At 70.5% G+C, this 23,492-nt stretch carries 19 protein-coding genes; 6 read left to right on the plus strand and 13 right to left on the minus strand.

All coding sequences use genetic code 11. The annotated features are described in order from the left end of the window. Positions 1-23 precede the first annotated feature (23 nt). The 3 genes from ABGB14_RS00800 (at position 24) to ABGB14_RS00810 (ending at position 3,037) form a co-directional block, all read left to right on the plus strand. A complete protein-coding gene (locus ABGB14_RS00800; protein ID WP_347641544.1) occupies positions 24-1,334 on the plus strand; it encodes a pitrilysin family protein in 1,311 nt (436 codons plus the stop codon). A 119-nt stretch (positions 1,335-1,453) separates the two neighbouring features. Then, entirely contained in the window at positions 1,454-2,191 is a 738-nt protein-coding gene (gene dapB, locus ABGB14_RS00805) for a 4-hydroxy-tetrahydrodipicolinate reductase (protein WP_347641545.1), read from the plus strand. 363 nt (positions 2,192-2,554) lie between these two features. Beyond that, positions 2,555-3,037: a GNAT family N-acetyltransferase gene (locus ABGB14_RS00810; protein ID WP_347641546.1), complete on the plus strand. Its 483-nt coding sequence runs from the start codon at positions 2,555-2,557 to the stop codon at positions 3,035-3,037. Here the strand turns inward: ABGB14_RS00810 and ABGB14_RS00815 are convergent. Further along, complete coding sequence (locus tag ABGB14_RS00815) at positions 3,034-3,819, minus strand: AAC(3) family N-acetyltransferase (protein WP_347641547.1); 786 nt, start codon at positions 3,817-3,819, stop codon at positions 3,034-3,036. The genes ABGB14_RS00810 and ABGB14_RS00815 overlap by 4 nt on opposite strands. A 296-nt stretch (positions 3,820-4,115) precedes the next feature. Between ABGB14_RS00815 and ABGB14_RS00820 the strand changes: the two genes are divergently transcribed. Further along, on the plus strand, positions 4,116-5,360 hold the full coding sequence (locus tag ABGB14_RS00820) for an MFS transporter (RefSeq protein WP_347641548.1): 1,245 nt from the start codon (positions 4,116-4,118) through the stop codon (positions 5,358-5,360). 9 nt (positions 5,361-5,369) lie between these two features. Here ABGB14_RS00820 and ABGB14_RS00825 read toward each other — a convergent pair whose 3' ends face one another. Beyond that, the gene (locus tag ABGB14_RS00825) at positions 5,370-7,385 is read right to left on the minus strand and encodes a hypothetical protein (RefSeq protein ID WP_347641549.1); all 2,016 of its coding nucleotides are present in this window, start codon (positions 7,383-7,385) and stop codon (positions 5,370-5,372) included. Positions 7,386-7,555: 170 nt separating this feature from the next. Then, positions 7,556-7,714: a hypothetical protein gene (locus ABGB14_RS00830; RefSeq protein WP_347620308.1), complete on the minus strand. Its 159-nt coding sequence runs from the start codon at positions 7,712-7,714 to the stop codon at positions 7,556-7,558. A 191-nt stretch (positions 7,715-7,905) separates the two neighbouring features. Between ABGB14_RS00830 and fxsT the strand changes: the two genes are divergently transcribed. Continuing rightward, positions 7,906-10,422 (plus strand): FxSxx-COOH system tetratricopeptide repeat protein, encoded by a 2,517-nt coding sequence (gene fxsT / locus ABGB14_RS00835; protein ID WP_347641550.1) that lies wholly within the window; start codon positions 7,906-7,908, stop codon positions 10,420-10,422. Between the two features lie 12 nt (positions 10,423-10,434). On the opposite strand, the gene ABGB14_RS00840 is transcribed toward fxsT, so the two are convergent. The 10 genes from ABGB14_RS00840 to ABGB14_RS00885 form a co-directional block, all read right to left on the minus strand. Beyond that, entirely contained in the window at positions 10,435-11,718 is a 1,284-nt protein-coding gene (locus ABGB14_RS00840; RefSeq protein ID WP_347641551.1) for an HEXXH motif domain-containing protein, read from the minus strand. Further along, positions 11,715-12,947 (minus strand): FxsB family cyclophane-forming radical SAM/SPASM peptide maturase, encoded by a 1,233-nt coding sequence (locus ABGB14_RS00845; protein WP_347641552.1) that lies wholly within the window; start codon positions 12,945-12,947, stop codon positions 11,715-11,717. Before ABGB14_RS00845 ends, ABGB14_RS00840 begins: the two co-directional genes overlap by 4 nt. Positions 12,948-13,044: 97 nt before the next feature. After that, positions 13,045-15,717, minus strand: coding sequence for a hypothetical protein (locus ABGB14_RS00850; protein ID WP_347641553.1), 2,673 nt, complete (start codon positions 15,715-15,717; stop codon positions 13,045-13,047). After that, positions 15,710-16,693 (minus strand): hypothetical protein, encoded by a 984-nt coding sequence (locus ABGB14_RS00855; protein ID WP_347641554.1) that lies wholly within the window; start codon positions 16,691-16,693, stop codon positions 15,710-15,712. The genes ABGB14_RS00850 and ABGB14_RS00855 overlap by 8 nt, the downstream gene beginning before the upstream one ends. A 1-nt stretch (position 16,694) precedes the next feature. Next, a complete protein-coding gene (locus tag ABGB14_RS00860) occupies positions 16,695-17,945 on the minus strand; it encodes a P-loop NTPase fold protein (protein WP_347641555.1) in 1,251 nt (416 codons plus the stop codon). A gap of 77 nt (positions 17,946-18,022) precedes the next feature. Beyond that, a complete protein-coding gene (locus ABGB14_RS00865) occupies positions 18,023-19,027 on the minus strand; it encodes an adenosine deaminase (RefSeq protein ID WP_347641556.1) in 1,005 nt (334 codons plus the stop codon). Positions 19,028-19,056: 29 nt separating this feature from the next. Continuing rightward, positions 19,057-19,932 (minus strand): 1,4-dihydroxy-2-naphthoate polyprenyltransferase, encoded by an 876-nt coding sequence (locus ABGB14_RS00870; RefSeq protein ID WP_347641557.1) that lies wholly within the window; start codon positions 19,930-19,932, stop codon positions 19,057-19,059. 12 nt (positions 19,933-19,944) lie between these two features. Further along, entirely contained in the window at positions 19,945-20,553 is a 609-nt protein-coding gene (locus tag ABGB14_RS00875; protein ID WP_347641558.1) for a GNAT family N-acetyltransferase, read from the minus strand. Positions 20,554-20,597: 44 nt separating this feature from the next. Next, positions 20,598-21,113 carry a CGNR zinc finger domain-containing protein gene (locus ABGB14_RS00880; protein ID WP_347641559.1) on the minus strand — a complete coding sequence of 172 codons (516 nt, stop codon included), beginning with the start codon at positions 21,111-21,113 and terminating at the stop codon, positions 20,598-20,600. A 30-nt stretch (positions 21,114-21,143) separates the two neighbouring features. Continuing rightward, the gene (locus ABGB14_RS00885; protein ID WP_347641560.1) at positions 21,144-22,553 is read right to left on the minus strand and encodes a PLP-dependent aminotransferase family protein; all 1,410 of its coding nucleotides are present in this window, start codon (positions 22,551-22,553) and stop codon (positions 21,144-21,146) included. Here ABGB14_RS00885 and ABGB14_RS00890 point away from each other — a divergent pair. After that, positions 22,552-23,478 (plus strand): DMT family transporter, encoded by a 927-nt coding sequence (locus tag ABGB14_RS00890; RefSeq protein WP_347641561.1) that lies wholly within the window; start codon positions 22,552-22,554, stop codon positions 23,476-23,478. The two genes, ABGB14_RS00885 and ABGB14_RS00890, sit on opposite strands and share 2 nt — an antisense overlap. The last annotated feature ends 14 nt before the right edge of the window (positions 23,479-23,492 follow it).

A 23,492-nucleotide genomic window follows, 5' to 3' on the forward strand; every position in this document is an offset into this window, starting at 1 on the left:
GTCGTGCTCACGAAGGAGTCTCCGTGAGCACGACCACGTTGCACCCCGGCACAGACGGTGCCGGGGTGGTGAGGCGCACCGTCCTGCCGGGTGGGCTGCGCGTGGTGACCGAGACCATGCCGACCGTGCGCAGCGTCGCGGTCGGCATGTGGGTCGGCATCGGCTCGCGTGACGAGGCACTCGAACACATGGGCGCCACCCATTTCCTCGAACACCTGCTGTTCAAGGGCACTCCCACGCGTGACGCCATGGAGATCTCCGCCTCCATCGAGGGCATCGGCGGTGAGATCAACGCCTTCACCGCCAAGGAGTACACCTGCTACTACGCGCGCGTCCTCGACGAGGATCTGCCGATCGCGGTCGACGTGCTCGCCGACGTGGTGACCAGTTCGCTGGTGGCCGAGCAGGACGTCGAGTCGGAGCGCGGGGTGATCCTCGAAGAGATCGCCATGCACGACGACGACCCGTCCGACGTGGTGCACGAGCAGTTCGCCGCCGCACTCTACGGTGATTCGGCGATCGGGCGGCCCATCCTGGGCACGGTCGAGTCGATCAACACCCTGGGACGCGACCGGATCGCCGAGTACTACCGCCTCTACTACCGGCCCCGCCGCACGGTCGTGTCCGTCGCGGGCAACGTACGCCACGAAGAGGTCGTCGAGCTGGTCACCAGGGCCTACGAGCGGGCGGGCATGCTCGACGGCCCGGCCGAGTTCGCCCCGCCGCGCACCAGCGGACCCGGGGCCGAGACCCGCTCGGGCGTCACGGTGCTCGACCGGCCGACCGAGCAGGCCAACCTGGTGCTCGGCACGACCGGCATGGCCCGCACCGACGACCGAAGGTTCGCGCTCGGCGTGCTCAACGCCGCCCTGGGCGGCGGCATGTCGTCCCGGCTCTTCCAGGAGATCAGGGAGAAGCGCGGCCTGGCCTACTCCGCCTACAGCTACACCTCGGCCTACGCCGACACCGGCCAGTTCGGCATCTACGTGGGCTGCCTGCCCTCGAAGATCGACGACGTGCTCAAGATCTGCCGCGACGAGGTGTCCAGGGTGGTGGCCGAGGGCTTGACCGCCGACGAGATCATGCGCGGCAAGGGCCAGATGCGCGGCGGTCTCGTGCTCGGGCTTGAGGACACCGGCTCGCGCATGTCGCGCATCGGCAAGAACGAGCTGGTCTACGACGAGCTGATGTCCGTGGACGAGGTGCTGGCGCGCATCGAGGGCGTCACGCCCGACGAGATCGCCGAGGTGGCCGCCGACGTGCTCAACCGGCCGCTCACGCTCGCCGTGATCGGCCCGTACGGCGACAAGGATTTCACCGACGCCATCAGCTGACCTGCCGTCGCTCCGCGCAGGCCCCGGTCCTCCGGCCGGGGCCTGCGCGCGTGACCCGGTCGGGCGGCGCGGGCCGGGACGCCGGGAACGCGCCTGGGCAGGACGGTAGGGTTGTCGGTGTGATCAAGGTAGGAGTGCTCGGCGCCCGCGGTCGCGTGGGCGTTGAGGTGTGCACAGCGGTCGAGGCCGCCACCGACATGGAGCTGGTGGCCGCGCTCGACAAGGACGACGCCGTCGAAGGGCTCGCGGGCGCCGAGGTGGTCGTCGACTTCACCCATCCCGACGTGGTCATGGGCAACCTCGAGTGGGCCATCGGCCACGGCGTCCACCCGGTGGTGGGCACGACCGGGTTCGACGAGGGGCGGCTGGAGACCGTACGCGGATGGCTGGCGGCATCGCCGGGCACCAACTGCCTGATCGCCCCCAACTTCGGCATCGCTGCCGTGCTCATGATGCACTTCGCCCAGCGGGCGGCCCGCTATTTCGAGTCCGTCGAGATCGTCGAACTGCACCATCCCAACAAGGCCGACGCGCCGTCCGGCACCGCCCGGCGTACGGCTGAGATGGTCGCTGAGGCGCGCGCCGAGGCGGGGTCGGCCCGGATGCCCGACGCCACGACCACCGCGCTCGACGGCGCCCGAGGGGCCGACGTGGAGGGCGTCCACGTGCACGCCGTGCGCCTGTCGGGGCTGATCGCGCACCAGGAGGTGCTGCTCGGCGGCGACGGCGAGATCCTGACCATCCGGCACGACACGATGAGCAGGTCGGCGTTCACGCCTGGTGTGCTGCTCGGGGTGCGCAGGGTCCGCGAGCTGCCCGGCCTCACCGTGGGACTCGAGCCGCTGCTCGACCTCTGACCCCGCTCTTGGCCGCGCACACGACGTGCCCACCACCGGGCGGTCGTGGGCACGTCGTGAGGAGAGGGCCCCGGCTCCGCACAGCCGGGCCTACGATCACCAAGATTAATACCCGGGGCGAGGTCCGCCCGAGACATGAGATCGTGTCGTCGTGACTCCTCCGCGCACTGAAGGGAGCGGCTTCGTGCCCCGCTTGCGCGGGAGGCGACGGCCAAGCCCTGACCGATGCCCGAAGACACAGGCTCAAGACTGCCCGGAGGTGGCGGCGATGTCCGAGGTTCTGCCCCTGCACGCGGTCCGTGGCGGTCCTCCCGCCGCCGATTCCCCATCGCCGGAGGGCGACGGTCCCCTCAGGAGGTTCTGATGGTGCGATGGGCGGATGCGGGGGAGCTGGCGGGGCTGGCCGACGTCGAGCTGGCGGCCGACGGGATCTTCGCCGAGGTGGGGATCGTCTTCCCACCCGGCACGACCGTGATCGAAGAGGTCGACGACCCCGGGAGGGTCCTGGTGGAGGGCGAGCCGCCCGAGGGGTTCGCCCTGCTGGGCCGGGTCGACGGCAACGTGCATCTCGACCAGCTGGCCGTCCACCCGCGCAGCATGCGCAGGGGCATCGGCGGGCGGCTGATGGCCGCGGTGATCGACCACGCGCGGGCCTCCGGCGCGCCGGAGGTGACGCTGACGACCTACCGCGACGTGCCGTGGAACGCGCCGTGGTACACCCGGCACGGGTTCACGGCGCTGCCCGAGCCGGAGTGGGGGCCCGAGTTGCGCGCGCTGGTGGCGCACGAACGGGAGCTCGGCCTCGAGATCGCCCCCCGGGTGGTGATGCGCCGCCGGCCACTCTAAGGCAGGCGATGGGCGGCGAACCAGCGGGCGGCGTAGCCGACGGCGTCGGGCAGGGAGAAGAGCCGGGCAGGCGCCTGCCCGACCCGGCCGATGCGTACGACGCCCGTCCGCTCGAAGGCGGCGCCGACGACGGCGAAGTCGCTGTCGTCCAGCGCCACGTCCTCGAACGCGTACCACGTCCGGCCATCGCCGTCGTCCACCACGGCCCGGTAGGTGCGGCGCGGCGGGCGCCGGGTGTAGCGGTATTCGGCCAGGTGGAAGGCCGTGCATCTGTCGTAGCCGACGCCGAGCAGCAGCACCGTCGCGCCGGTGTCGTACAGCCTGGCCAGCGGGGAGCGCTCGCCCAGGAGGCAGTCGCGGGCGTGCCCGTCGATGATCTCGCCGGCCTGCGGGCCGACGGCGGCGAAGGAGGTCTGGGGGTGGGCGCTGCGCAGTGCCTCCCGCAGCGTCCGGACGTGCTCGGGGATGCGGCCCATGGCGTCGGTGGGGGTCGTCGCCGGGTCGTAGGGCGGCATGCGCGCGCGGTACGCGGCGACCTCGTCGGGTGACATCCCGGCGATCGTGGCGCGATGGTAGGCAGAGGTGTCGGAGTTGGCGGACGTGCCGGTGGGCACCACCAGGGTCCCGCCCGGCCCGAGCGCGCCGCGCAGCGCGGAGACGACCGCGCCCGCCCCGCCCTCGACATGGCCGATGGACCGCAGAGACGAGTGTACGAGCAGGACCTGCCCGTACTCCACTCCGAGCGCCGCGAGGTCGGCGATCAACCGGTCATTGGTCACCATAAGGCGCTGATCACCACGTGACTCCACCATGGGTCACATTATCCAACAGTGATGATCCGTGATACTTCATGCGACAAATGGGACAAGTCATCTGAAAGGGCCCGTATTTCGGACTGGCTGAAATGGAGATCGTTGTGTCGGCAGTGAAGATCATGTCGGCTATACTCCTGCGGTTTGCAGGTGCCAATCTTCTCCAAAATCTTCCCGTCCATTTGTCGGAAGCGGCTTGTCGCCAAGGCCTCCCTGTATTGATGGCAGAAGACACATGCGCCTGAGGGAAACGGCTGGGGCGGGGCGTGGAAGAGAAGTTCACCGTGAGGCGCGACTTTCCGCGCCGGACGAGGGCGACGGACTTCGCGCTCGTCTGGGCGGCTTCGGTCATCTCCGCGATCGGCACGCGCATGCTCGGTGTGGTCTACCCGCTCCTGGCCCTGGCGATGACGGACTCGCCGGCCGCAGCCGGGCTGACGGGGTTCGTCCTGACGATACCGATCTTGATTCTCTACGTTCCGGGCGGGGTTCTGGTCGACCGAATACCACCCCGTAGAGTTCTCCTTTTCGCGGAATCCGTGCGAGCGCTCACCGTGGTCAGCGTAGGCGTGGCACTCTCCGTCGGCGGCCCGTCCCTGGGGCACATCGTGCTGGCCGCGCTGCTGGAAGGCGGGATGTGGGTCCTCCATTCGCTGGCGGGCACCTCGCTGATGCCGTCGCTCGTACGACCGGACAAACTGCGTGGTGCGGTGGCCAAGACCGAGAGCACCAACCATCTGGCGTCACTCGCGGGCAGGCCGCTCGGGGGCTTGTTGTTCGGATTGGGGTTTTTTGTCCCTTTCGTAGTGAATGCTGTACTTTTCACTCTTACCTATGTTTTGTCGCTCGGGCTGCGCACCCAACCCCGCAACGGCCCCGCGCCCCTACCGCTGCGCCGCAGCCTGCTGGAGGGGTTTCGCATCCTGGCGAGCCAGCCGTTCCTCCGTGCGTCGGTCGTGTTGATCACCATCACCAACCTGATGGTCAACGCCCTGATCATGCTCTTCGTCGCCGGCTCGGGCGACCTGACGCCGCTGACGGTCGGGATCGTGCTCGGGCTGGCCGGGGTGGGGGGAACCCTCGGAGGGCTTTCGGCCGCCTACATCAAGCCGAGACGGTTCATGCTCCTCATTCACATGTGGGTCTGGGTCATGGCACTGTCCACCGCCGCCGTAGGAGCGTTTCTGCTCCATGCCCGGCCGGCCTTCTTCGCCATGGCCCTGTTCATCACCGGCTTCGTCGGCGCATTGAGCAACGTGTCCATCAAGACCATGGAGGTGGAATGCGTCGCCCCTGACATGCTGGCCCGCGTGGTCGGGGCCGCTCGGCTGTCGTCCCACGGCGCCGTCTGTCTTTCCGCGCCTCTGGGAGGCCTCCTGGTGACATGGTGCGATGTGTCGGGCGGCTCGATCGTCCTGCTCGTCGCGATGACATGTGTGGCCGTGGCCGGCACGGCCATGAGGGGTTTCCGGAGAAGCCTCATACCGCCTCCCGCGCAGCAGCACGTCTGACGGCTCGGATCAGAAAGCGGCATCGACCAGCCGCCTGGCGTCCTTGGCCATGTGGTGGGGAAGAGCGGGGGCCTTCGCGGAGATCGCCCGTTGAGCCAGGTCGACCGCCGAGGAGCTCTCGCCCGCGAGTTGTTCGACTCTCGCCGCGTACAACAGCAGCGGCCCGTGCTCCATGTCCCCTTCCGCCAGAGCTTCGACCATCTCCTGCTGGGCCTCTTTGATGCTGTCGGTCTGGGCGAGCGCGAGCGCGTGCGCGACCTTGGCGAACGGCCATCGCAGCGGCCTCGCCCGTTCGAGGTCCTGCAGCGCGGCATGAGGACGTCCCATGCCGGCCAGGATCTGCCCGCGGCTGAGCAGCGCGTCGGTGTTGTTGCCCTCCCTGTCGAGAACGCTGTCGAGCACGCTCACGGCCGCGCCCGGATGGCCGCCATGCCACAGCGCCCACGCCAGCTCCGTCTGGATCGTGAGATCCCCGGGCACCCGGACCACCGCCGCGTGCAACTCGCGCACAGCGATCTCGGGTGACCCCTGAGCCAGCCGGAGCCGCCCGATGGCGGTGAGAAACGGCCCGACAGCGGTCACCGCTCCGGCGGTCTCGAGGCTCTTGGCGGCATTGCCGTAGTGGAGGATCGCGCCATCGAGATCCCCCCGCTCGTGCGCGATGTTGCCGAGCAGCGACTCGGCCCTGGCCCGCAGCCGGAGGTCGCCGTCGACGGACCCGGCCAGCGCCTCCTCGCAGAGTCCGGCCGCCAGCAGGAGATCGCCCTCGCGCACCGCGCTCTCCGCCTCGCAGAGGAGCTCCGCGGGTCCCGGCTGCGCCACGTGAAGGTGCGGTGTCAGGTCGTCCTGCTCGACGGGCTGGAGCATGCGGTCGTACGCGAGCCGGTACAGCCGTTCGCCCATGTCCTGGTCCGCCTGGAGGATGCGCCGCTTCACCAGCAGAGCGATCACGGTCCTGCCGATCCCCGCTGTCCTGATCGAGCTCTGCCTGACCGTTCTGCCGCCTCCCGCCGGATCGAGGAAGGTCAGCCGCAACCATGTCCTCAGCCGAGGGTCATCGCCGCTGAACCGCTCGGAGGCGATCTTCCGGAGCTCTCCCGCGTAGTGCCGCGACAGGGTCCTCTCGACGTGTCCGAACACGTCGCTCTTCGAGATCTCGGTGGTCTGCGCGGGCAGCGTGTTCCACAGCGCCTCGCAGACCACCTGGAGCTGGGCCGGGTCGGCACCCTCTGGCTGCGGGCGGCTGCTGGAGCGGGTCCTGACCGTGACGAGGTCGCGTACCAGCCGTTCGGCCGCGCCTTCCGAGAACGCGCGTCCCGTGCCCTGGACCGGCCGGCGCGCCGCCTCCAGCGCGGAGCCGAAGCTCAACGCCTCGAGAGCGAGACGTTCCGGGGCGGAGCCGTCCGCGGCCGGGGCGGCCCGGGTCAGCTCCGGCTCGTACTTCCGCAGGTCCGCCAGCCGATCCGCGCGGATCGACAGCAGCAGGCGGAGGCGCGGATCCTGGCGCAGCGCCTCCGCGAGCTGGCCGAAGAACCAGTCACGGTAGCGCTGATGTCGCCGGCCGCCGGAGAAGAGCTCTTCGAGCTGGTCGATGGCCATCAGGGTGAGCGTCGGATCTCCGTACGCGTCCCGCTTGACGGGCCGGTTGCGCAGGAACGCCGAGATCGTCATGCCGGCGAGCCGGGTGGGGGGAGCCAGCGGGGACCAGGACAACAACAGGGCGAGGACGTACGGATTATGGGCAGGCAACGCGGCCCGCGGAAAAGAGGATCCGTAGGACACCCGCCCGAGGGGGAGGACGTCGATCCTGTTCGGGCTGAGGAGAGGCATCACTCCCGCCAGGATCAGCGAGGTCTTCCCGATCCCCGACGAGCCGTAGAGGACGCTCAGCCGCTGGGTCCGCCAGAGGTCGCACATCTGATGGGATTCCGCGTCACGCCCGAAGAACCGGTGATGATCCTCGGCGCGGAAGGCACGTAAGCCCTGGTAGGGCGTCAGCTGTGAGTCTGTGCCGGCAATAACCATGTCGATCCCATCCGCAGCCGCGTTTCACCGCACATTCCTCCGTGGCGAAAGACGGAATACATCTTCGCGCACGTGGTGGCCGCGCGCACCTGTCCGCAATGATTCACCCGTCCTCCGTCGCGAGAAGCGCGGGCCCTCGTGTTCGGCTGCGGCAGGAGCGAAGAAATGTTTCAGATGGAACTGTCGAACCTCGCCAGTTGCTCCTTGTCGTCGTTCAGGCAGGAGATCACCGCTGCCCGGAGTGCGGCGCTCTCCATCTCGCCCAGGCTGCTCAGCGGGATGTCGGACACGTCGATCAGGCTGCGGGATGTGTACTGTCCGTCACGCATACGCACTCCGTCCATTTTGGCCACCCGAATATCAAACAACTTGCGAGCACTTATCAGGCGCCCGCCCGGCCGGTCTCGCAGCACGTTCAGACAAGTTCCTTATTATGATTCTGTGATAAGCGACTCCACTTATCAACCTCTAGGATGAGCCTACGGTTACCGGCTCTTCGGGCGTGAAGCGGAGGATCGACATGGCAGAGCATTCGCAGCCCATGGCGCCTGCACAGAAGATCTGGGAAAGAGTCCCGAAGCGCAATCCCAACTTCACCGGCCGCGCGGACCTGCTGACGGCCCTCAGGAAGAGCATCAACACCGTGACCGCGGTCGTGGCCCAGCCCCAGGCACTGCAGGGTCTCGGAGGCGTCGGCAAGACCCAGCTGGCGATCGAGTACGCGTGGCAATATCGCGACCACTACGACCTGGTCTGGTGGGTCTCCGCCGACCAGCCGTTGCTCGTTCCGTCGGTGCTGGCGGGAATGGCCCAGGCCCTGGGATTGCCGTCGGCGACCAGCACCGGGGTGGAGCAGGCCACGCAGTCTGTGCTACGCACGCTGGAGAGCGGGGTACCTTACAGGCGTTGGCTCCTGATCTTCGACAACGCCGAAGAGCCGGAATACATCAAGGACTTCATTCCCCGGGGCCCCGGGCACGTCCTCATCACGTCGCGGAACTCACGGTGGAGTGACCATGAGCCCACCATCGAGGTCGACGTCTTCAGGCGCGAGGAGAGCATCGCCTTCCTCGCGAGGCGTCTCGGCGATGCCATCGCTCAGCCGGAGGCGGACCTCCTGGCCGACAAGCTCGGGGACCTGCCGCTCGCGCTGGAGCAGGCCAGCGCCCTGCTGGCCAGGACCTTGATGTCGGTCGAGGAATACGTCTCGCTGCTGGACGAGCAGACCGGCCGGCTGCTCAGCCTGGAGAAGGCTCCGACCTATCCGCAGTCCATGACCGCCGCGTGGCAACTTTCCGTCGCCCAGCTGGAAGATCGAGTGCCCGCCGCGGTCGAGGTGCTGCGCTGTTGCGCGTTCTTCGGCCCCGAGCCCATCCCGAGGGACGTCTTCCGCCGCGGCAACCGAGCGGTCGGCCCTCGTCTCATGCCCATCCTGTCCGACCCGATCGAACTGACCAACGCCCTGAGCAACCTGGAACGCCTGGCGCTGGTCAAGGTCGAGCCGTCCGCGCGCACGCTGCAGGTGCACCGGCTCAACCAGGCGCTGCTACGCGACGAGACCAGTGAGAAGGACCGCACGGAGCTCCGCCACGAAGTGCACCTTCTCCTGGCGGGCAGCGCGCCCAGCGACCCCGACGACACGGCCAAGTGGGCCCAGTTCGACGAGCTCGCCGCCCATCTGGAGCCGTCGGGCCTGATCGACTGCAGGGCGCCGGTCTCGCGCAGGTTCGCCCTGAACCTCGTACGTTACCTGTACGTGCGCGGCAGTTACCGGCAGGCGCAGGCGCTGCTGAACCAGTACATCAAGCGATGGGCGGAGGCGAGCGGCGAACGGCACTCCGACGTGCTGGTGGCCCGCATTCACCTCGGTCTCGTTCAGCTGGCCCTGACCATGTACGGCAGCGCTGACCGGCTCATGGAGGAGACCGTCGACCAGATGATCGACGCTCTCGGTCCCGAGCACCCGGAAACGTTGTGGGGCATGAACAGCTACGCCGGGGCGCTGCGTGGCCGCGGCAACTTCCTTCGCGCCAGGGAGCTCGACGGGGAGGTCTACGAGGGCTACCGGGGGGTGCACGGCGAGACCGACAACAACACCCTCCGAGCTCGCAACAACCTCGCTCTCGACTTCGCCCTCACCAGCGACTACACCGAGGCGCAGCAGATCTTCCAGGAGGTCTACCTCCACAGAAGCGTCACGGAGGGTGTCGGCCGGCGCGTTCTGCTCCTGACGTGGACCAATCTGAGCCGGGCCGTGCGGCTCAGCGGCAAATTCCAGATCGCGACCGACATGGCCGAGGAAGCGTACACGTACGGGGTGTCGCATCTGGGAGACGACCATCCCATCACCCTGCGGGCGGCGAAGGACTTCGCCATCTCGCTGCGCAGGAGCGGGCGGCTGACCGAGGCCCTGGAACTGATGCGCGACACCCACACGCGCCTGGTCCGGCTGTACGGAGACGGCAACGCCGACACGATGGCGGCGGCCATCGCCCTGTCCAACGCGCTGCGGGCGGCCGGTGAGCGCGGAGAGGCGAGGGAGATGGCGCAGCGCGCGCTTCCGTACTACCCGGGGGTGTTCGGGGACGATCACCCGTTCACCCATGCGGCCCAGGTCAATCTGGCGCTGCTCATGCGCCTGGACGGGGAGGCCGCCGCGGCGCGGGAGCTCGACGAACGGGCCTTGGCCGCTCTCTCTGAGCGGATCGGCCGGGATCACGACTATTCCGTGACGTGCGCCATCAACCTGCAGAACGATCTGGCCGCGCTGGGGCTGCACGAGCAGGCCCGCCTGCTGGGCGAGGAGAACCACCGGCTGATCCAGGCCCGCTTCAACCCGGACCACTACCTCAGCCTGGTCTGCGCCGCTAACCTGGCCCAGGACCTGCAGGCGACGGGGATGAAGGGAGAGTCGGAGCGGCTGCTGACGGAGACCATGCAGCGGCTGGGCGCGGTCATGGGGCGTGACCACCCGGAGACTCTCGCCGTTCTCGCAGGCGAGCGGCTCAACTGCGACTTCGACCCGCCGCCCATCTGATGCCGGCCCGGGTCACGTGGGGGTGTCGGCCCAGGCCGCTCTGTGCTCGTCGGACCGCAGCCGGGCCTGGACGGCCGCGGCTGGCGTGACCGGCTCGGCCAGCCAGCGGGCGAGCGTGTCGCGCAGCGTGGCGACCAGGTGGGTGCCGGCCTCCGTCAGCGCGCCGCTGCCGAGCAGGGTGCCGGTGACCTGGTACGCGGCCTCGCGCCAGCGGGCGAACTCCACCTGCGCCCGCTGGGCGTGCTCCGGGTCGCCGGTGTGCCGCCGCCAGAATCTCGCGACGCCCGCGTGCGCGTACGCGCCGTGCAGCAGTCCGAAGGCCGGGCGCGGGTCGGGACGCCACGGCGCGTAGAAGCGGCGGCCGTCGTCGGGGGCGACCAGCTCCACCACCTCGCTCAGGGCGTTCAGCTTGGCGTGCTGGAGCTCGTGCGTCAGGGTGAGGGCCATGCCCATCCCGTCGATCGGGTCGGACAGCGCGATCGTGCCGAACGTGTCCCGCGCGGAGGCGCTGTGCTGTTCGAGCGACGTGGTGACGACGGGCGTGAGCACCGAGACCGCCGTCGCGAGCTCCCCGGCCACCTCCGGGTGGCGGGTCAGCAGCACCTGCCAGGCCTCGCGCAGGGCGGCCGCCCATCGTTGCCGCCGCTCGCCGGTCAGGCGGTCGCCGACGTCGTCGTCCGGCCAGCGGTAGGGGTCGAGGTCGTCGATGGTCATGCGCACGTCCGGTGAGACGCGGAGGTGATGCAGGAGCTGCCAGCCTGGCCCGTCGTCCGACAGGCTCACCCGGTACGCGTGACCGCCGACGTGCAGCTCCGCCCCGTCCTGCGCGGGTTCGACGGTCGCCTGGACCACCTCAGGCAGGTCGCCGGGCAGGGCCAGCAGCCCGAGCGAGGGCAGCATGAGCTCGCCGCCGCGCACCGGCACCTCCAGGCGGCAGGCGCTGCGGGTGCGGATCGCCGCGGCCAGCGCGACCGCCGCGAGCCGCCCAGGGTCGCCGCCGCCGGCGGGCGACTCCCGGCAGGTGCGCAGCGCCCAGGCGCCCACCGCCGGGTGGCGCAGGCAGCGGCCCACCTCCTCAGGGAAGGCGGTCTCCACCTCGGACAGGGTCTCGTAGGCGCGCGACACGAGGGCCGCGTGCGGGTGTCCCGCCTGGCGTGCCTCTGCCACGAGCAGGCGTACGAGGAGCCGGTGTTTGCTCGCCTGGGCGGCGCACAGCTCGCCCACGGCCCGCGCGCCTCCCTCACCCGCGGCCAGCGCGGCGAACGCTGCGCCGGACACGTGGTGGACGGCGCTCATCCGGCTCCCCGGAGCCGGGCCACATCACGCTCGCAGCGCGTCGCGATGTGCGCGATCAGCCGGTACAGGTCGGGACAGTAGACGGACGGCTCGGCGAAGCCGGTGACCGGGTGGTAGCGGTGGGCGTAGTGGCCGCCCCCGCAGACGGACATGAGATCACAGCGGTGGCACGTGGCGGAGAGCGCCTGCTCGCCGATCTGCCTGGCGACGATCGCGGGGTGCCGTAACGCCCTGTCGAGAGAGTCGCTGAGCACGTGGAGCCGGGTCTCGGTCGCGCCGTGATAGGCGCTCTTCAGGATGTCGGACTGCTCGATGCCGCCGTTGGTCTCGATCACGACCATGCGGACGGGCGACAGCCCGACCCGTTCCGCCCGGGAGGAGCCGCCCATGACCAGGCGCATGATCTCCCGGAAGAGCCGGACCTCGGTGTGCAGGACCGGGCTCTCGTACCAGCGGTCGAAGACGGGGATCAGCCAGTCGGCGTACGGCGTGGCCGGCGAGCCGGGCTCGCGGAAGGGCGGCGGCGCGGCCCAGTTGCCGTGCGGCAGCAGGAAGTCGATGGCCGGCGGGTCGTACTCCAGCAGCGCCTCGTACGTGCGCAACGGATCGTTGCGCACGTCGATCGTGCACAGGATGCCGCTGAACAGATGGTGGTAGGGTCCGGCGGTCAGCCGCCACAACGACTCGCTGACCTGGGCATGGCTGCCGCGGCCGTCGGCGAAGCGGCGGTGGCGGTCCTGTCCCTCGGCGTCGCCGTCCAGGCTCACCCCGACACGCACCTCCAGCGACTCGAACAGCCGCAGGTACGGCTCGTCGAGCCGCACCCCGTTGGTCTGGACGCTGACGTTGACCCTGGTGCCCGTGTCGACCGCGCCGCGCACGCCCTCGACCAGCCGGGTGATGAGCGCGGGGCCGGCGAGCAGCGGTTCGCCGCCGTGCAGGATGACGTCGATCTCCGGCAGGTCGTGGCGGGTGGCGTGCTCGGCGATCCGTTCGACCGTACGGTCGGCGATGGCGTCGGACATCCTGCGCGGCTGGTCGCGCCAGCTCTGGTCGGCCATCTCGTACACGTAGCAGTGGCGGCAGGACAGGTCGCAGCGGCTGTGGATTTTCACGATGAACTGCTGAAAGGCGAGCGGTTTCCACCCGGTCGCCAGCAGTGCCTCGACGTCGAGGAATTGCGGGAACCCCAGGGTGAGCAGCGGTCTCGATGCAGGGTTTCCTGACAACGGATACCTCTTCGCTCTCGCGCCCCAACTGGCCGTGGCTCATGGCGGAGTGCTGCGTTGGACCCCGGTCCTTATGTCTCATGACTCGGACGGCGCGTCAAGATTTATGGCGATTTAAGCGCTTTTCTTCTTGGTAATAGAGCAACTCCTCAAAAAACAGGAAGAGCTCATCGATTTCCGCGATGAGCGGCAGCCAGTCGTACGTGCCGAGTCCGCCGGGCTCCAGCGGCGACAGCAGGTGGGCGGTGGCCCTGAGGGCGCTCGGCGGGATCTCGATCGGCATGGTCCGCGCGTCGCCGTCGCGGAAGGCCAGGGCGAGCGGGTGCAGCAGCCCGCGTACGCCGAGCGCCTCGAGCGCGAGCTCGGCCGGCTGCCAGGGCATCGTGCTGTCGGCGGGCGTCGGCGTGCCCGCATTGGCCAGAGCCACGAGGACGCGCAGTTCGGGAGGCAGATCGCGGAGAACGCGCGGCAACAGCTCCGACTCGGCGTGCCGCTGCCTGCGTGCCAGCAGGAGCAGCATCTCCGGACACCCTTCGCGCAGCCCACGCAGCACGTCCGGCACGCACTGGGTGGGCGAGCGCTCAGAAACGGCCAGCCGGCGCCCGATGGCCTGCCTGACGATCGCGAGCGGTTCGGCCAGCATGGCCTCCACCAGCCGCTGATAACCGTCGTCGGGGTCCTCGCGGAGCGCGTGGGCGTAACGTCCGACCGGGTCTGCGGCGCGCGTGCCCGCCTCGCGGGCCAGGCGGTCGAGGTCGCGCCTGGACTCCGCGCCCGCCACCGCGTGACGGACGTTCGACGCCGCCGGCGACCTCCAGAGCAGGGCCGCGGCGACGAGCGCGGCGACGCCGCCGGCGATCAGCGCCCACCGCAAGGGGAGCACGCCGGCCGCGGGCGCCGCGGCGAACAGGGCGGCCGCCGCGACGACGGCCAGGGCCAGCAGGGAGAGCAGTCTCGTCCGCCCGCGCACGGCGGCCGTGGCGGCCCTGCTGAACTCCAGCCAGTCGGCCGCGGCCCGCGCGTCCCTGGCCTCGGTGATGCGTTCCACCAGCTCCGCCCGGCGGGCCGGCCAGTCGGGGCGCCGCTGCCGCTCGCGCTCCAGCCGCTCGGCCACCTCGTCGAGCCTGCGCTGCAGTGCCAGCACCTCGCCCTGGCGCGCCGCGACCAGCTCGTCCATCCGCGTCCGCAACTCCCGCAGAGCCTCGTCCCGCGGGAGCGGCTCGCCGGAGCCGGCCGGGATGGCGGCGAGCCGCTTGACGAGCTCGTCGAGCGCACGCACGAAGCCGGGGGAGCCGTCGGCGACCAGGACCACGTGCATCGCCTCGCGCAGCACGGTGAGCACGGTGGGGCTGACGTACCCCGAGACCAGGAGCGCGGTGAACGCCGCCGGAGCGCCGGAGCGCCTGGTGAGCAGCTCGTCGGCGATGGCCGCCTCGTCGTCGAAGAACACGGCCTCGGACAACCTGATCACTGCTCTCGGCGCGGACCCGCCGGGCAGCTCGAACGACGTCACGGTGCCGTTCTCCTCGACCCGCTCGGCGGCGATCCCGCAGGCGCGCAGCTCCCCCTCGACAAGCATCACCAGGGCGGCGAAACCGGGCGCGCGCCCGTGCCGGGCGGCGGCGGCCGCGACCAGCCCGGCGTCGATGAGCCCCCCGGGAGCCGCGGCGTCGAAGCCGGCCCAGGCCAGCTGGAGCAGCAGGCGGAGGTTGCCGCCGCTGTGCCGCAGCAACTCCAGCACGCCCGCCTCGGTGAACGGCCAGATGTCGTCACCGTCCGACTGCCGGGCGGCGTTGATGTACGTGGCCAGCACCAGCGTCGCCTCGCCGGGAGTGAGCGGCAGCATGTGGCAGGCGCCGGCGCCCAGCCGCTGGCGGAGATCCTGCGGCAGGCACTCCCAGCCCGCCCCGCTCGCCACGAGGACGAGCATCCCGCGGGCCCGGGGGACGGCCTCGACCAGACCGTGCAGGATCCCGATGTTCCCCGGCACCGGGTCGCCGTCGTCGAGCAGGAACTTCTCGCACTGGTCGAGCACCATCACGAACGGCCGCCCGCCCCTGGTCACCAGCCTGGTCAGCAGTTGCAGGCCGTAACGGCAGGTGAGGGGATCGTCGATCTGGGCGCTGACCCCGAGCGCCCTGGAGGACTCCGGGCTGATCGGCCGCCCGCACAACCAGTCATAGGCGTCCTCGGCGAACCCGGGCCGCGTCAGGTACGACAGCGCCCGCTGGAACTGCGGCCAGTCGCCGGCCACCGCGGCGATCTCCTTGGCCTGCTCCTCCAGCACCTCACCGGACTCCACCGGATCTGGACCGAACGGGCCGGGCTGCCGCGGCTCCCCGGCGGCCGGCCCCACCGCGCGCCCGGACAGGTCGTCCGCGAGCGTGTCGAGGTAGCTCAGGCTCAGCTCCGCCAGCAGGCTCAGCGGAAGCTGGGAGACCATGCGCCGGTACGCGGCGACGAAGTCGTCGTCCTGGAATCTCAGGTAGAGCTGAACGGCGTCGGGAGACTCCTCGTTGACGACCGCCATCATGGACCGCGCGGCGTGCGTCTTGCCGATCCCGTGGGCGCCGTACAGGCAGGACAGGCCGCCGTCGCCGTCGAACGCCGCCAGGTAGGCCCGGGCCTGGCGCACGACGTCGCGCACGCCCGGCAGGAGCGCGGTGGGCGTGGTGCGCGCCCAGTCGCTCAGGAAGCCCGGCAGGGACGTCTCCTCGGCGCTGGACGTGCCACGGGCGGGGAAGGGGTTGCGCGCGGGGTAGTCAGCCATCGATGCCTCCAAGCCCGTTCCATCTCTCGCGCTGGTACATGCGGTTCACCAGCCAGCTCTCGGGCATGTGCAGGTCGTCCGTGGGCCAGGGGTCGTCCTTGTCGTACTCGCGCAGCCGGAACTCCAGCAGCAGCTCCAGATGTTGCATGGCCCGGCCGACGGTGTACGGGCGCCCGCTGAAGGCGCTCTTCACGCCTTCCTCGTGGAAGGGGGAGGGCGGCCGGCCCGTCCAGCGGTCGCGCGCCAGGTGGGCCACCTGCTCCCCGGTCAGGGCGGCCAGGTCCACGACGCGCACGCGGGGCGCCAGCCGCTCGCGTTCCGCCCTGGTCAGCCGGAAGGTGTTGGCGTGGTCGTAGTCGTCGACCGTGAACACGACGACGGTACGGGTGTTCGCGAACACCTGGGTGGCCAGGGTGATCAGCTTCTTCGTCGGGACGCTCTCGTACCTGATGCCGAAGCCTCCCTTGGCCGCGGCGTAGGTCGAGCCCGTGAGCCCGGCGATCTCCTGCAGGTCGTACGCGTTCATCTGGTCGGTGTGCGCCCGCCTGCCCAGCTCGGTGAAGCGCTCGCGCAGCACCTCGGGGATGGCGATCGCCTGCTCGTTCATCTTGTTGCGCAGGGAGAGCAGCGTCGAGCACATCACCGGATAGGGGTCCTGGGTCATCTCCTCGGGCTCCGCGCAGTGGGTGGCGAAGCTCTCGCCGAGCCCGGCGGCGTCCCTGTAGAGGCTCATCACGTGGTTGGCCAGGGACGTCCTGCCGCTCTTGCTCACGCCGTTGATGAGGAAGAACACCGGGCGATTCCCGCTGACGGCCGTCTCGACGGCCTCCTTGATCGCCGCGAGCCGCACGAAGCCGGCCAGCTCCAGCAGGCGTGCGCGGTCGGCGTCGTCGGCGACGGCGTTCAGCGGCCGGCAGGTGTACGGGTTGCCGGACCGCAGGCCGTAGAGCTCGTAACGGGCGGTGGCGGGGGGCATCTCATCCGCCGATCATGGTCAGGTAGGCGGGCAGATCGCCGGAGGACGCCTCGAACGCGGAGCCGGCGAACAACGGCGCCAGGAGGGCGTTCGTGTCGTGGTGGGCCTGGGTGAGGCGCTGCAGCTCGTCGGCCTGGGCGCCGAAGCGCGCCTGGAAGCCCTGGAGCACGTCGGTGACCAGTTTGTCCTGGTAGGCGAGTTCGAGCGCGACCAGCAGGGCCGGCTGTCGCACCACGTCCGCGAACAGCTCCGGGCTCTGCACCCGCAGCACCACCAGCCGCACCACCAGGTCGGTGTGCAGGCCGGCGAGGCCGGGGGTGTTGTCGATGACGGCCTCGGTCACGCGCAGCAGGTTGAGCACCCGCTTGATCTTGCGCGGGTTCGGGGCGACGATCCGTTCCAGTGTCTCCACATGCCTGGCGGCCATCTCGCCGGGGAGCGAATCGCGGATGAAGGCCCCCACCTCCGCCGGGCCGAGCGGGTAGAGGTGCAGCGGGAGCTGGATCATCTTGTCGAGGTAGTCGTCGGCGATGGTGGCGTGGTCGGAGAAGCCGAACGGCTGATATTTCACCGACACCCCGCGGTCGACCACGTCCTTGGCGAGCGCGATCACCACGAAGACGTTCCTGAGGTCGAGGAACAACTTGATCGATTCGAGCACGTCGATGATCTGGTCGGGCTCGCACCTGTCGAGGTCGTCCACGAAAAAGATGATCTTCCTGCCCGTGGCGGCCAGGCGGTCGGCCTCCTGCTGCAGCAGCCCGCGCAGCCGGCCGGTCTGGCTGTCGACCTGGCCGCGGAGCTCGGCGTACTGCTGGGCCAGCCTGCCGATCTTCTCCACGCTCACGGAGCCCAGGTTGACTCTCTTCAACACCTCGTCGGCGGCGAGGTTCAGCATGATCGCGCCGAGCCGCCGTACGGCGCCGGCGAAACGGCGGCCGGGGTCGGCGTTGAGCGTGTCGTGCAGGGCGTTCAGCAGCGGAAGTAACATCTCGGGCTCTCGGCGGTGCACCCACGGGTTGAAATGCACCCGGACGAAAGCGTCGCCGTGCTGATCGAGCAGCCGCTCGTCGACCATGTGGAGCAGGGTGGACTTCCCGCTTCCCCACGCGCCGAAAACGCCGATGGTCAGAGGCGTCTGCGTGCGGGGATGGGTGATGACCGAAACGAGCGGATTAACGTAGCGCCGAAACTGGAGCAGATCTCCTCGCCAATCCACCGGCGCGTCCGAGAGCATCGCGAAATCGGGCATCGTCCCTCCAGCAAGAGCATGCCTCTTTTATTTCGCCGAATGCCCGTGGTTATCTAACTGTGATAACGCTGGACACGTCAACCCCGCGCGAGGTAGGCGTCCACCTCGGCGAGATAGGCGTCCTTGACGTGCCGCGGCAGCCAGGCGATCTCGAAAGCGTCGCGTTCGAGCCGGGCCAGCTCGTCCCTGGTGAGCTGGAGCGCGCCCTGCAGGGCCTCCAGGTTCTCCCCCACGTAGGCCCCGAAATAGGCAGGGTCGTCGGAGTTGATCGTCACCCGCACGCCCAGATCCATCAGCGTGCGGATGCCCTCGGCCTTCATCGAGTCGGTGACGTAGCCGTTGGAGATCGGGCAGCAGGTCAGCCCCATGCCGCGCTCCAGGACCACCTCCACCAGCCGCTGGTCCTCCAGGATGTTGACGCCGTGGTCGATCCGGTTGACGCCGATGTCCTCGACCGCCTGGCGGATGTGCTCGACCGCGTCGTCCTGGTCGACGTCGCAGTGCATCGTCAGGAGATAACCCTCCTGCCGGGCCCGCTCATAGACCGCCGCGAACTTGACCGGCGGGTTGCCCCGCTCATCGGAGTCGAGCCCGACGCCGGCGATCCACTCCTTGTACGGCAACGACTCCAGCAGCGTGGCCATCGCGTATTCGGCCTGGAAGTCGCGCAGGAAGCACATGATGAGCTGCGCCCGCACCCCGAGCCGCGCCTCCGCGTCCATCAGCGCCCGCCGCAGCCCTCGGATCACCACGTCGAACGGCACCCCGCGCGAGGTGTGGGCCTGCGGGTCGAAGAAGATCTCGGCGTAGCGGACGTTCTGTTCGGCGGCCTTGCGGAGGTAGGCCATGGCCAGGTCGTAGAAGTCGGGCTCGGTGCGCAGCACCCGCATGCCCTCGTAGTAGATCCGCAGGAAGGACGGCAGGCTGTCGAAGGTGTAGGCGGCCCGCATCTGCTCGACGCCCGCGTAGGGCAGCCGCAGGCCGTTGCGCCTGGCCAGCTCGAACTTGAGCTCGGGCTCGAGGGTGCCCTCGATGTGCAGGTGGAGCTCGCACTTGGGCAGGCCGGCGATGAAGTCCTTCACCTGTCCACCCTAGAAGATGCCCGGCCACCTCAGAAGACGAACGCCAGCCCCACCGCGAAGAGCAGCCCGTACGCCATCTGCAGTTTCCCCGTCTGCTGCAGCACCGCGATCAGCGCGGGACCGACCGCCTTGCCCAGCACCGCTCTGATCGGCGAGACCGCCAGCGGCGCGGCGAGCAGTGCGAGCGCGGCCCACGGAGTGATCGGGATCATGGCCAGCGCCACCAGGAACGGCACCACCTGGCAGGCGACGTAGAGTGCGCGGGTGCGCTCGGCGCCCAGCAGCACGGCGAGCGTGCGCTTGCCCGCCTGGCCGTCCGTGCCGACGTCGCGCAGGTTGTTGACCACGAGCATCGAGCACGACAGCAGCCCCACGGGGACCGACGCGACGAGCGCCGCCCAGCTGAGCGACCCGGTCTGCACGAAGGCCGTGCCGACCACGGGCACCACCCCGAAGAACACGAACACGGCGACCTCGCCCAGCCCACGGTAGCCGTACGGGCGCTTGCCCCCGGTGTAGAACCAGCCGGCCGCGATGCACGCCGCCCCCACCAGCAGGATCCACCACGCCCGCGTGACGATGACCAGGACGAGCCCCAGCACCGCCGCCACGGCGAAACTGCCCAGCGCGGCGGTCAGCACCTGCCGCGGCGTGGCCGCCCGCGAGCCCACCAGCCGCATCGGGCCGACCCGATGGTCGTCGGTGCCGCGGACGCCGTCGCTGTAGTCGTTGGCGTAGTTGACGCCGATCTGCAGCGAGAGCGCCACGAGCAGCGCCAGGATCGCTCGCCACCACACGAAGCCGCCCTCGCCGATGGCCACGCCGGTGCCCACCATGACCGGCACGACGGCGTTGGGGAGCGTGCGCGGGCGGGCGCCCGCGATCCACTGACCGGAGGTTGCCATGTCGTCGACCCTCTAGCTGATGTCGGTGGTGAGCCGGACCATCCTGATCGGGCGGCCCATGTCGAGAACGCGTTCGGCGGTGTCCTCGCCCCAGCCGGCCGACTCGAGGAAGCCGAGCACCGCGTAGTTGTCGGCGAAAGCCCAGGTGACGATCTGCTGGAAGCCGTCTTCGCGCAGGTGGTCGACGGTGGCGTTGAGCAGGCGGCTGCCGTGGCCCCGCCGGACGAAATCGGGATCGACCAGCAGCGTCAGCATCTCGGCCACCACGCTGGGGTCGAGGTCGGGGTCTTCGGCGGGGGCATGGGAGGCCAGCCCCACCACGCGCTCGCCGCCGCGGGGAGTGGTCAGCGCGGCGCTGCCTCCCTTGCCGAGCGCGGGGAAGCCCTCGGTGTCGAGGATGGTCTCCACGGCCACCAGCACCCGATGCATGGGGGTGGGCGGGGCGACGATCGCCTCGTCCCACTGGCGCAACCACATCTTCTCCGCAGCCGCGCCGGTCATCTGCTCGAGTGGGCCCTCGGGGAGGAAATCCCGATAGCCGTAGCGCCAGGCGCGGATCTGCGTATTCGCCACCTGGAGCACATCCTCGCGCCGGGCCGCCCGGACGCCTACGTCTGCCATCTCGGCCCGCTCCTTCGACTGCCGTTCATGCCACAAGGCACGACTTACACCGTATCGGTGTTTGACCCTTGGAGATGACGCGAACCCTTCTTCCTCGCCCGGTAAGCCCGGGTCTTGGTGCGGTTACCGCATACCCTCATGGAACACCACGAGCGCGATCGGTTCTTCGACGCGTCGATGAACGCCCACTGGCAGGTGTCCTCCGCGCACACCTTGAGCCGGTCCCAGGACGCGGTCACGGCCGCCACGGCGATCGCCGCCAGCCCGCCCCGCACGCCGCCGCCGGCAGCGGCAGGCTCGGGACGCTCGCCCTGCCTCGCCCTGATCGTGAACGGCAACGCGGGCAGCTCGGCGGCCTCGCGTCTGAGCGCCGCCCTGAGGTTCTCGCGCAGGGCGGTCGCGGTGTGGAGGTCGTCGTCGGTGGCCCGGTCGCGCGGCCCGGACAGGCCGCGCTCGCGCAGCCACAGCGCCAGTTCGGCGGGGGAGGACAGCTCGTCCGCCTGCGCCTCGACGTCGTAGGTGTTCACGAAGTCGCGTACGAGCTCCGCAGGGCACGGCATGCCGGTCACTCTAACGGGCGTGGATCACTTTCAGGCGCGCTCTCCGGTGACCGTGTCCAGCGCCTGGGCGAGCCGGCGTACCCCTTCGTGCAGCTCCGCCAGGTGCGCGGCGGCCATGTGGGTCACCCGGATCCGCGGACCCGGCGGCTCGGACGGGTAGTAGATCCGGCCGGGGCTCACCAGAACGCCGTTCCGCCTGGCGGCCTCCACCAGCGCGTTCTCGTCGACCTCGGCCGGCAGCCGCACCCACAGGTGCATCCCGCCGGCGGGCAGCAGGTGCGGCTCGGCCCGCGGCATCCGCGCGGCGAGCGCGGCGGCCAGCGCGTCGCGCCGGACCCCGATCTCCGCGTGCACGGCGGCCAGATGCCGTCGCCACGCGGGCGACTCCACGAACTCCAGCGCCGTCTCCTGCAGCGGCCGTGCCACGAAGAACGATTCGACGAGCTGGCTGGCCCGCAACCGGTGCGCGGCAGGCCCTCTGGCGATGACGGCCGCCACCCGCATGCTCGGCGACAGGATCTTCGTCAGCGAGCCCACGTGGACGACGGTGCCGTGCCGGTCCATGGACGCCAGCGACGGGGGCGCCTGGCCGGTCAGGTAGCGGGCGAAGTCGTCCTCGATGACGAACGCGCCCGCCGCCCTGGCCACGTCCATCACCTGCGCCCGGCGGCCGGCCGGCAAGGTCGCGCCCGTCGGGTTGTGCAGGGTGGGCTGGCAGAGGAAGACCCGCGCGCCGGTGACGGCGAACGCCTCGGCCAGCAGATCGGGCTGTACGCCGTCGCGGTCCGTGGGCACCGCCGTGGGCCGCAGCCCCGCGGCCCTGGCCGCCACCAGCGCGCCCGGGTAGGTGGGCGTCTCGACCAGCACCGGCGTGCCGGGGGCGGCGAGCGCGCGGAACGCGTGCGTGAGCGCCGCCTGCCCGCCGCTCACGACGAGCGCGTCGGCGGCGGTCACGTCGCCTCCGGCCTGCGCCGCGAACCACCTGCGCAGTTCGGGCAGGCCGGGCAGCGGCGGCATGGCCCAGGCGCCGGGCCGCCGCACGGCCCGCGCCGCGGCGGCCGCCAACTGCCTGTCGGGCCGCAGTCCCGGACGCAGGTAGCCGCCGGTGAGCGGTACGACGCCTTCGGCGGCCACGCCCAGCAGCTCCGCGACGGGCCCTTCGTCGACCACCCGGTCGCCCAGGGCGACGGTCTGCCACGAGAAATCCGCCGGGTCCTCGCCCCTGGGCGCCGGGTGCGCCACGAACGCCCCGCTGCCGGGTCTCGTCACCACCCGCCCTTCGGCGGCCAGCTGCCCGATGGCCCGCGACACCGTGACGGGGCTGACGTTGTGCCTGCGCATGATCTCCCGGCTGGACGGCAGCCGCGCGCCAGGGCCGAGCCTGGCGGCCTCGCCACGCAGTATCGCGGCGATCTTGGCGATACTGCTATCGTTGTCCATGAGAATGGAGAATAGCGCTACTGTCACCGGTGGAGTAGCGGTCCCCGCCTCCGACCGCGGCCGGCGACGTCGCGGCACCGCCCTGGCATTCCTCGGCGTCCTGGCGTTCTCCGGCTCCTTTCCGGCCACCGTCTTCGCGCTGCGGGGCTTCGACCCGTGGCTGGTCGCGCTGGGCAGGGCCGCCGTGGCGGGCGTGGTGGCCCTGGTCTGCCTGAAGGCGGCGGGCCGCCCGCTGCTCCCGCCGCGCGACCAGTGGCGCCCCTACGCCCTGATCTCCCTGGGCGTGGTCTTCGGCTTCCCCGCCTTCAGCGGCCTGGCCCTGGACCTGGGCGCGAGCACGGCTCACGCCGCGGTGGTGACCGGCCTCCTCCCCGCCGCCACCGCCGCCTGCGCCGTCGTGTCGGCCGGCGAGCGCCCCCGCCCGCTCTTCTGGGCCGCCTGTACGGCCGGCGCCGCCGCCATCACCGCCTTCACCCTCACCCAGCACCAGGGCAGGCCGACCTGGCCCGACCTGCTCCTGGTCGGCGCGCTGCTGTCGGCGGCGGTCGGCTACACGGAGGGCGGCCGGCTGTCCAGGGGGACCCCCGGCTGGCAGGTCATCTCCCACGCGCTGGTCCTGTCCCTGCCCCTGACGGCCCCCATCACGGCGGCACTGGCACTGACCACCCCCATGGCGCCGGCCCCGCAGTCGGTGGCCGGTTTCGCCTACGTGGCTCTGGTCTCGATGTTCCTGGGCTTCTTCCCCTGGTACGCGGGCCTGGCCAAGGGCGGCATCGCCAGGGCGGGCCAGACCCAGCTCACCCAGCCCCTCCTGACCCTGGTCTGGGCGTGGTTCCTGATGGGCGAACGGTTCGGCCCGGTCACGGTCGTCGCGGCGCTGGCCGTCCTGGTCTGCGTGGCCGTCACCCAGCGCGCCCGTACTTGAAAGACGTGACGCCG

Source organism: Nonomuraea sp. B10E15 (genome assembly GCF_039871615.1).
In the GTDB taxonomy this organism is placed as follows: Bacteria; Actinomycetota; Actinomycetes; order Streptosporangiales; family Streptosporangiaceae; genus Nonomuraea.

Excerpts from the sequence above, each read along its gene's own strand:
- ABGB14_RS00810 (WP_347641546.1), top strand. The coding sequence starts at position 2,555 with ATGGTGCGATGGGCGGATGCGGGGGAGCTGGCGGGGCTGGCCGACGTC.
- ABGB14_RS00815 (WP_347641547.1), bottom strand. The coding sequence starts at position 3,819 with ATGGTGACCAATGACCGGTTGATCGCCGACCTCGCGGCGCTCGGAGTG.
- ABGB14_RS00825 (WP_347641549.1), bottom strand. The coding sequence starts at position 7,385 with ATGGTTATTGCCGGCACAGACTCACAGCTGACGCCCTACCAGGGCTTA.
- ABGB14_RS00830 (WP_347620308.1), bottom strand. The coding sequence starts at position 7,714 with ATGCGTGACGGACAGTACACATCCCGCAGCCTGATCGACGTGTCCGAC.
- fxsT (WP_347641550.1), top strand. The coding sequence starts at position 7,906 with ATGGCAGAGCATTCGCAGCCCATGGCGCCTGCACAGAAGATCTGGGAA.
- ABGB14_RS00840 (WP_347641551.1), bottom strand. The coding sequence starts at position 11,718 with ATGAGCGCCGTCCACCACGTGTCCGGCGCAGCGTTCGCCGCGCTGGCC.
- ABGB14_RS00850 (WP_347641553.1), bottom strand. The coding sequence starts at position 15,717 with ATGGCTGACTACCCCGCGCGCAACCCCTTCCCCGCCCGTGGCACGTCC.
- ABGB14_RS00855 (WP_347641554.1), bottom strand. The coding sequence starts at position 16,693 with ATGCCCCCCGCCACCGCCCGTTACGAGCTCTACGGCCTGCGGTCCGGC.
- ABGB14_RS00860 (WP_347641555.1), bottom strand. The coding sequence starts at position 17,945 with ATGCCCGATTTCGCGATGCTCTCGGACGCGCCGGTGGATTGGCGAGGA.
- ABGB14_RS00870 (WP_347641557.1), bottom strand. The coding sequence starts at position 19,932 with ATGGCAACCTCCGGTCAGTGGATCGCGGGCGCCCGCCCGCGCACGCTC.
- ABGB14_RS00875 (WP_347641558.1), bottom strand. The coding sequence starts at position 20,553 with ATGGCAGACGTAGGCGTCCGGGCGGCCCGGCGCGAGGATGTGCTCCAG.
- ABGB14_RS00880 (WP_347641559.1), bottom strand. The coding sequence starts at position 21,113 with ATGCCGTGCCCTGCGGAGCTCGTACGCGACTTCGTGAACACCTACGAC.
- ABGB14_RS00890 (WP_347641561.1), top strand. The coding sequence starts at position 22,552 with ATGAGAATGGAGAATAGCGCTACTGTCACCGGTGGAGTAGCGGTCCCC.
- ABGB14_RS00885 (WP_347641560.1), bottom strand. The coding sequence starts at position 22,553 with ATGGACAACGATAGCAGTATCGCCAAGATCGCCGCGATACTGCGTGGC.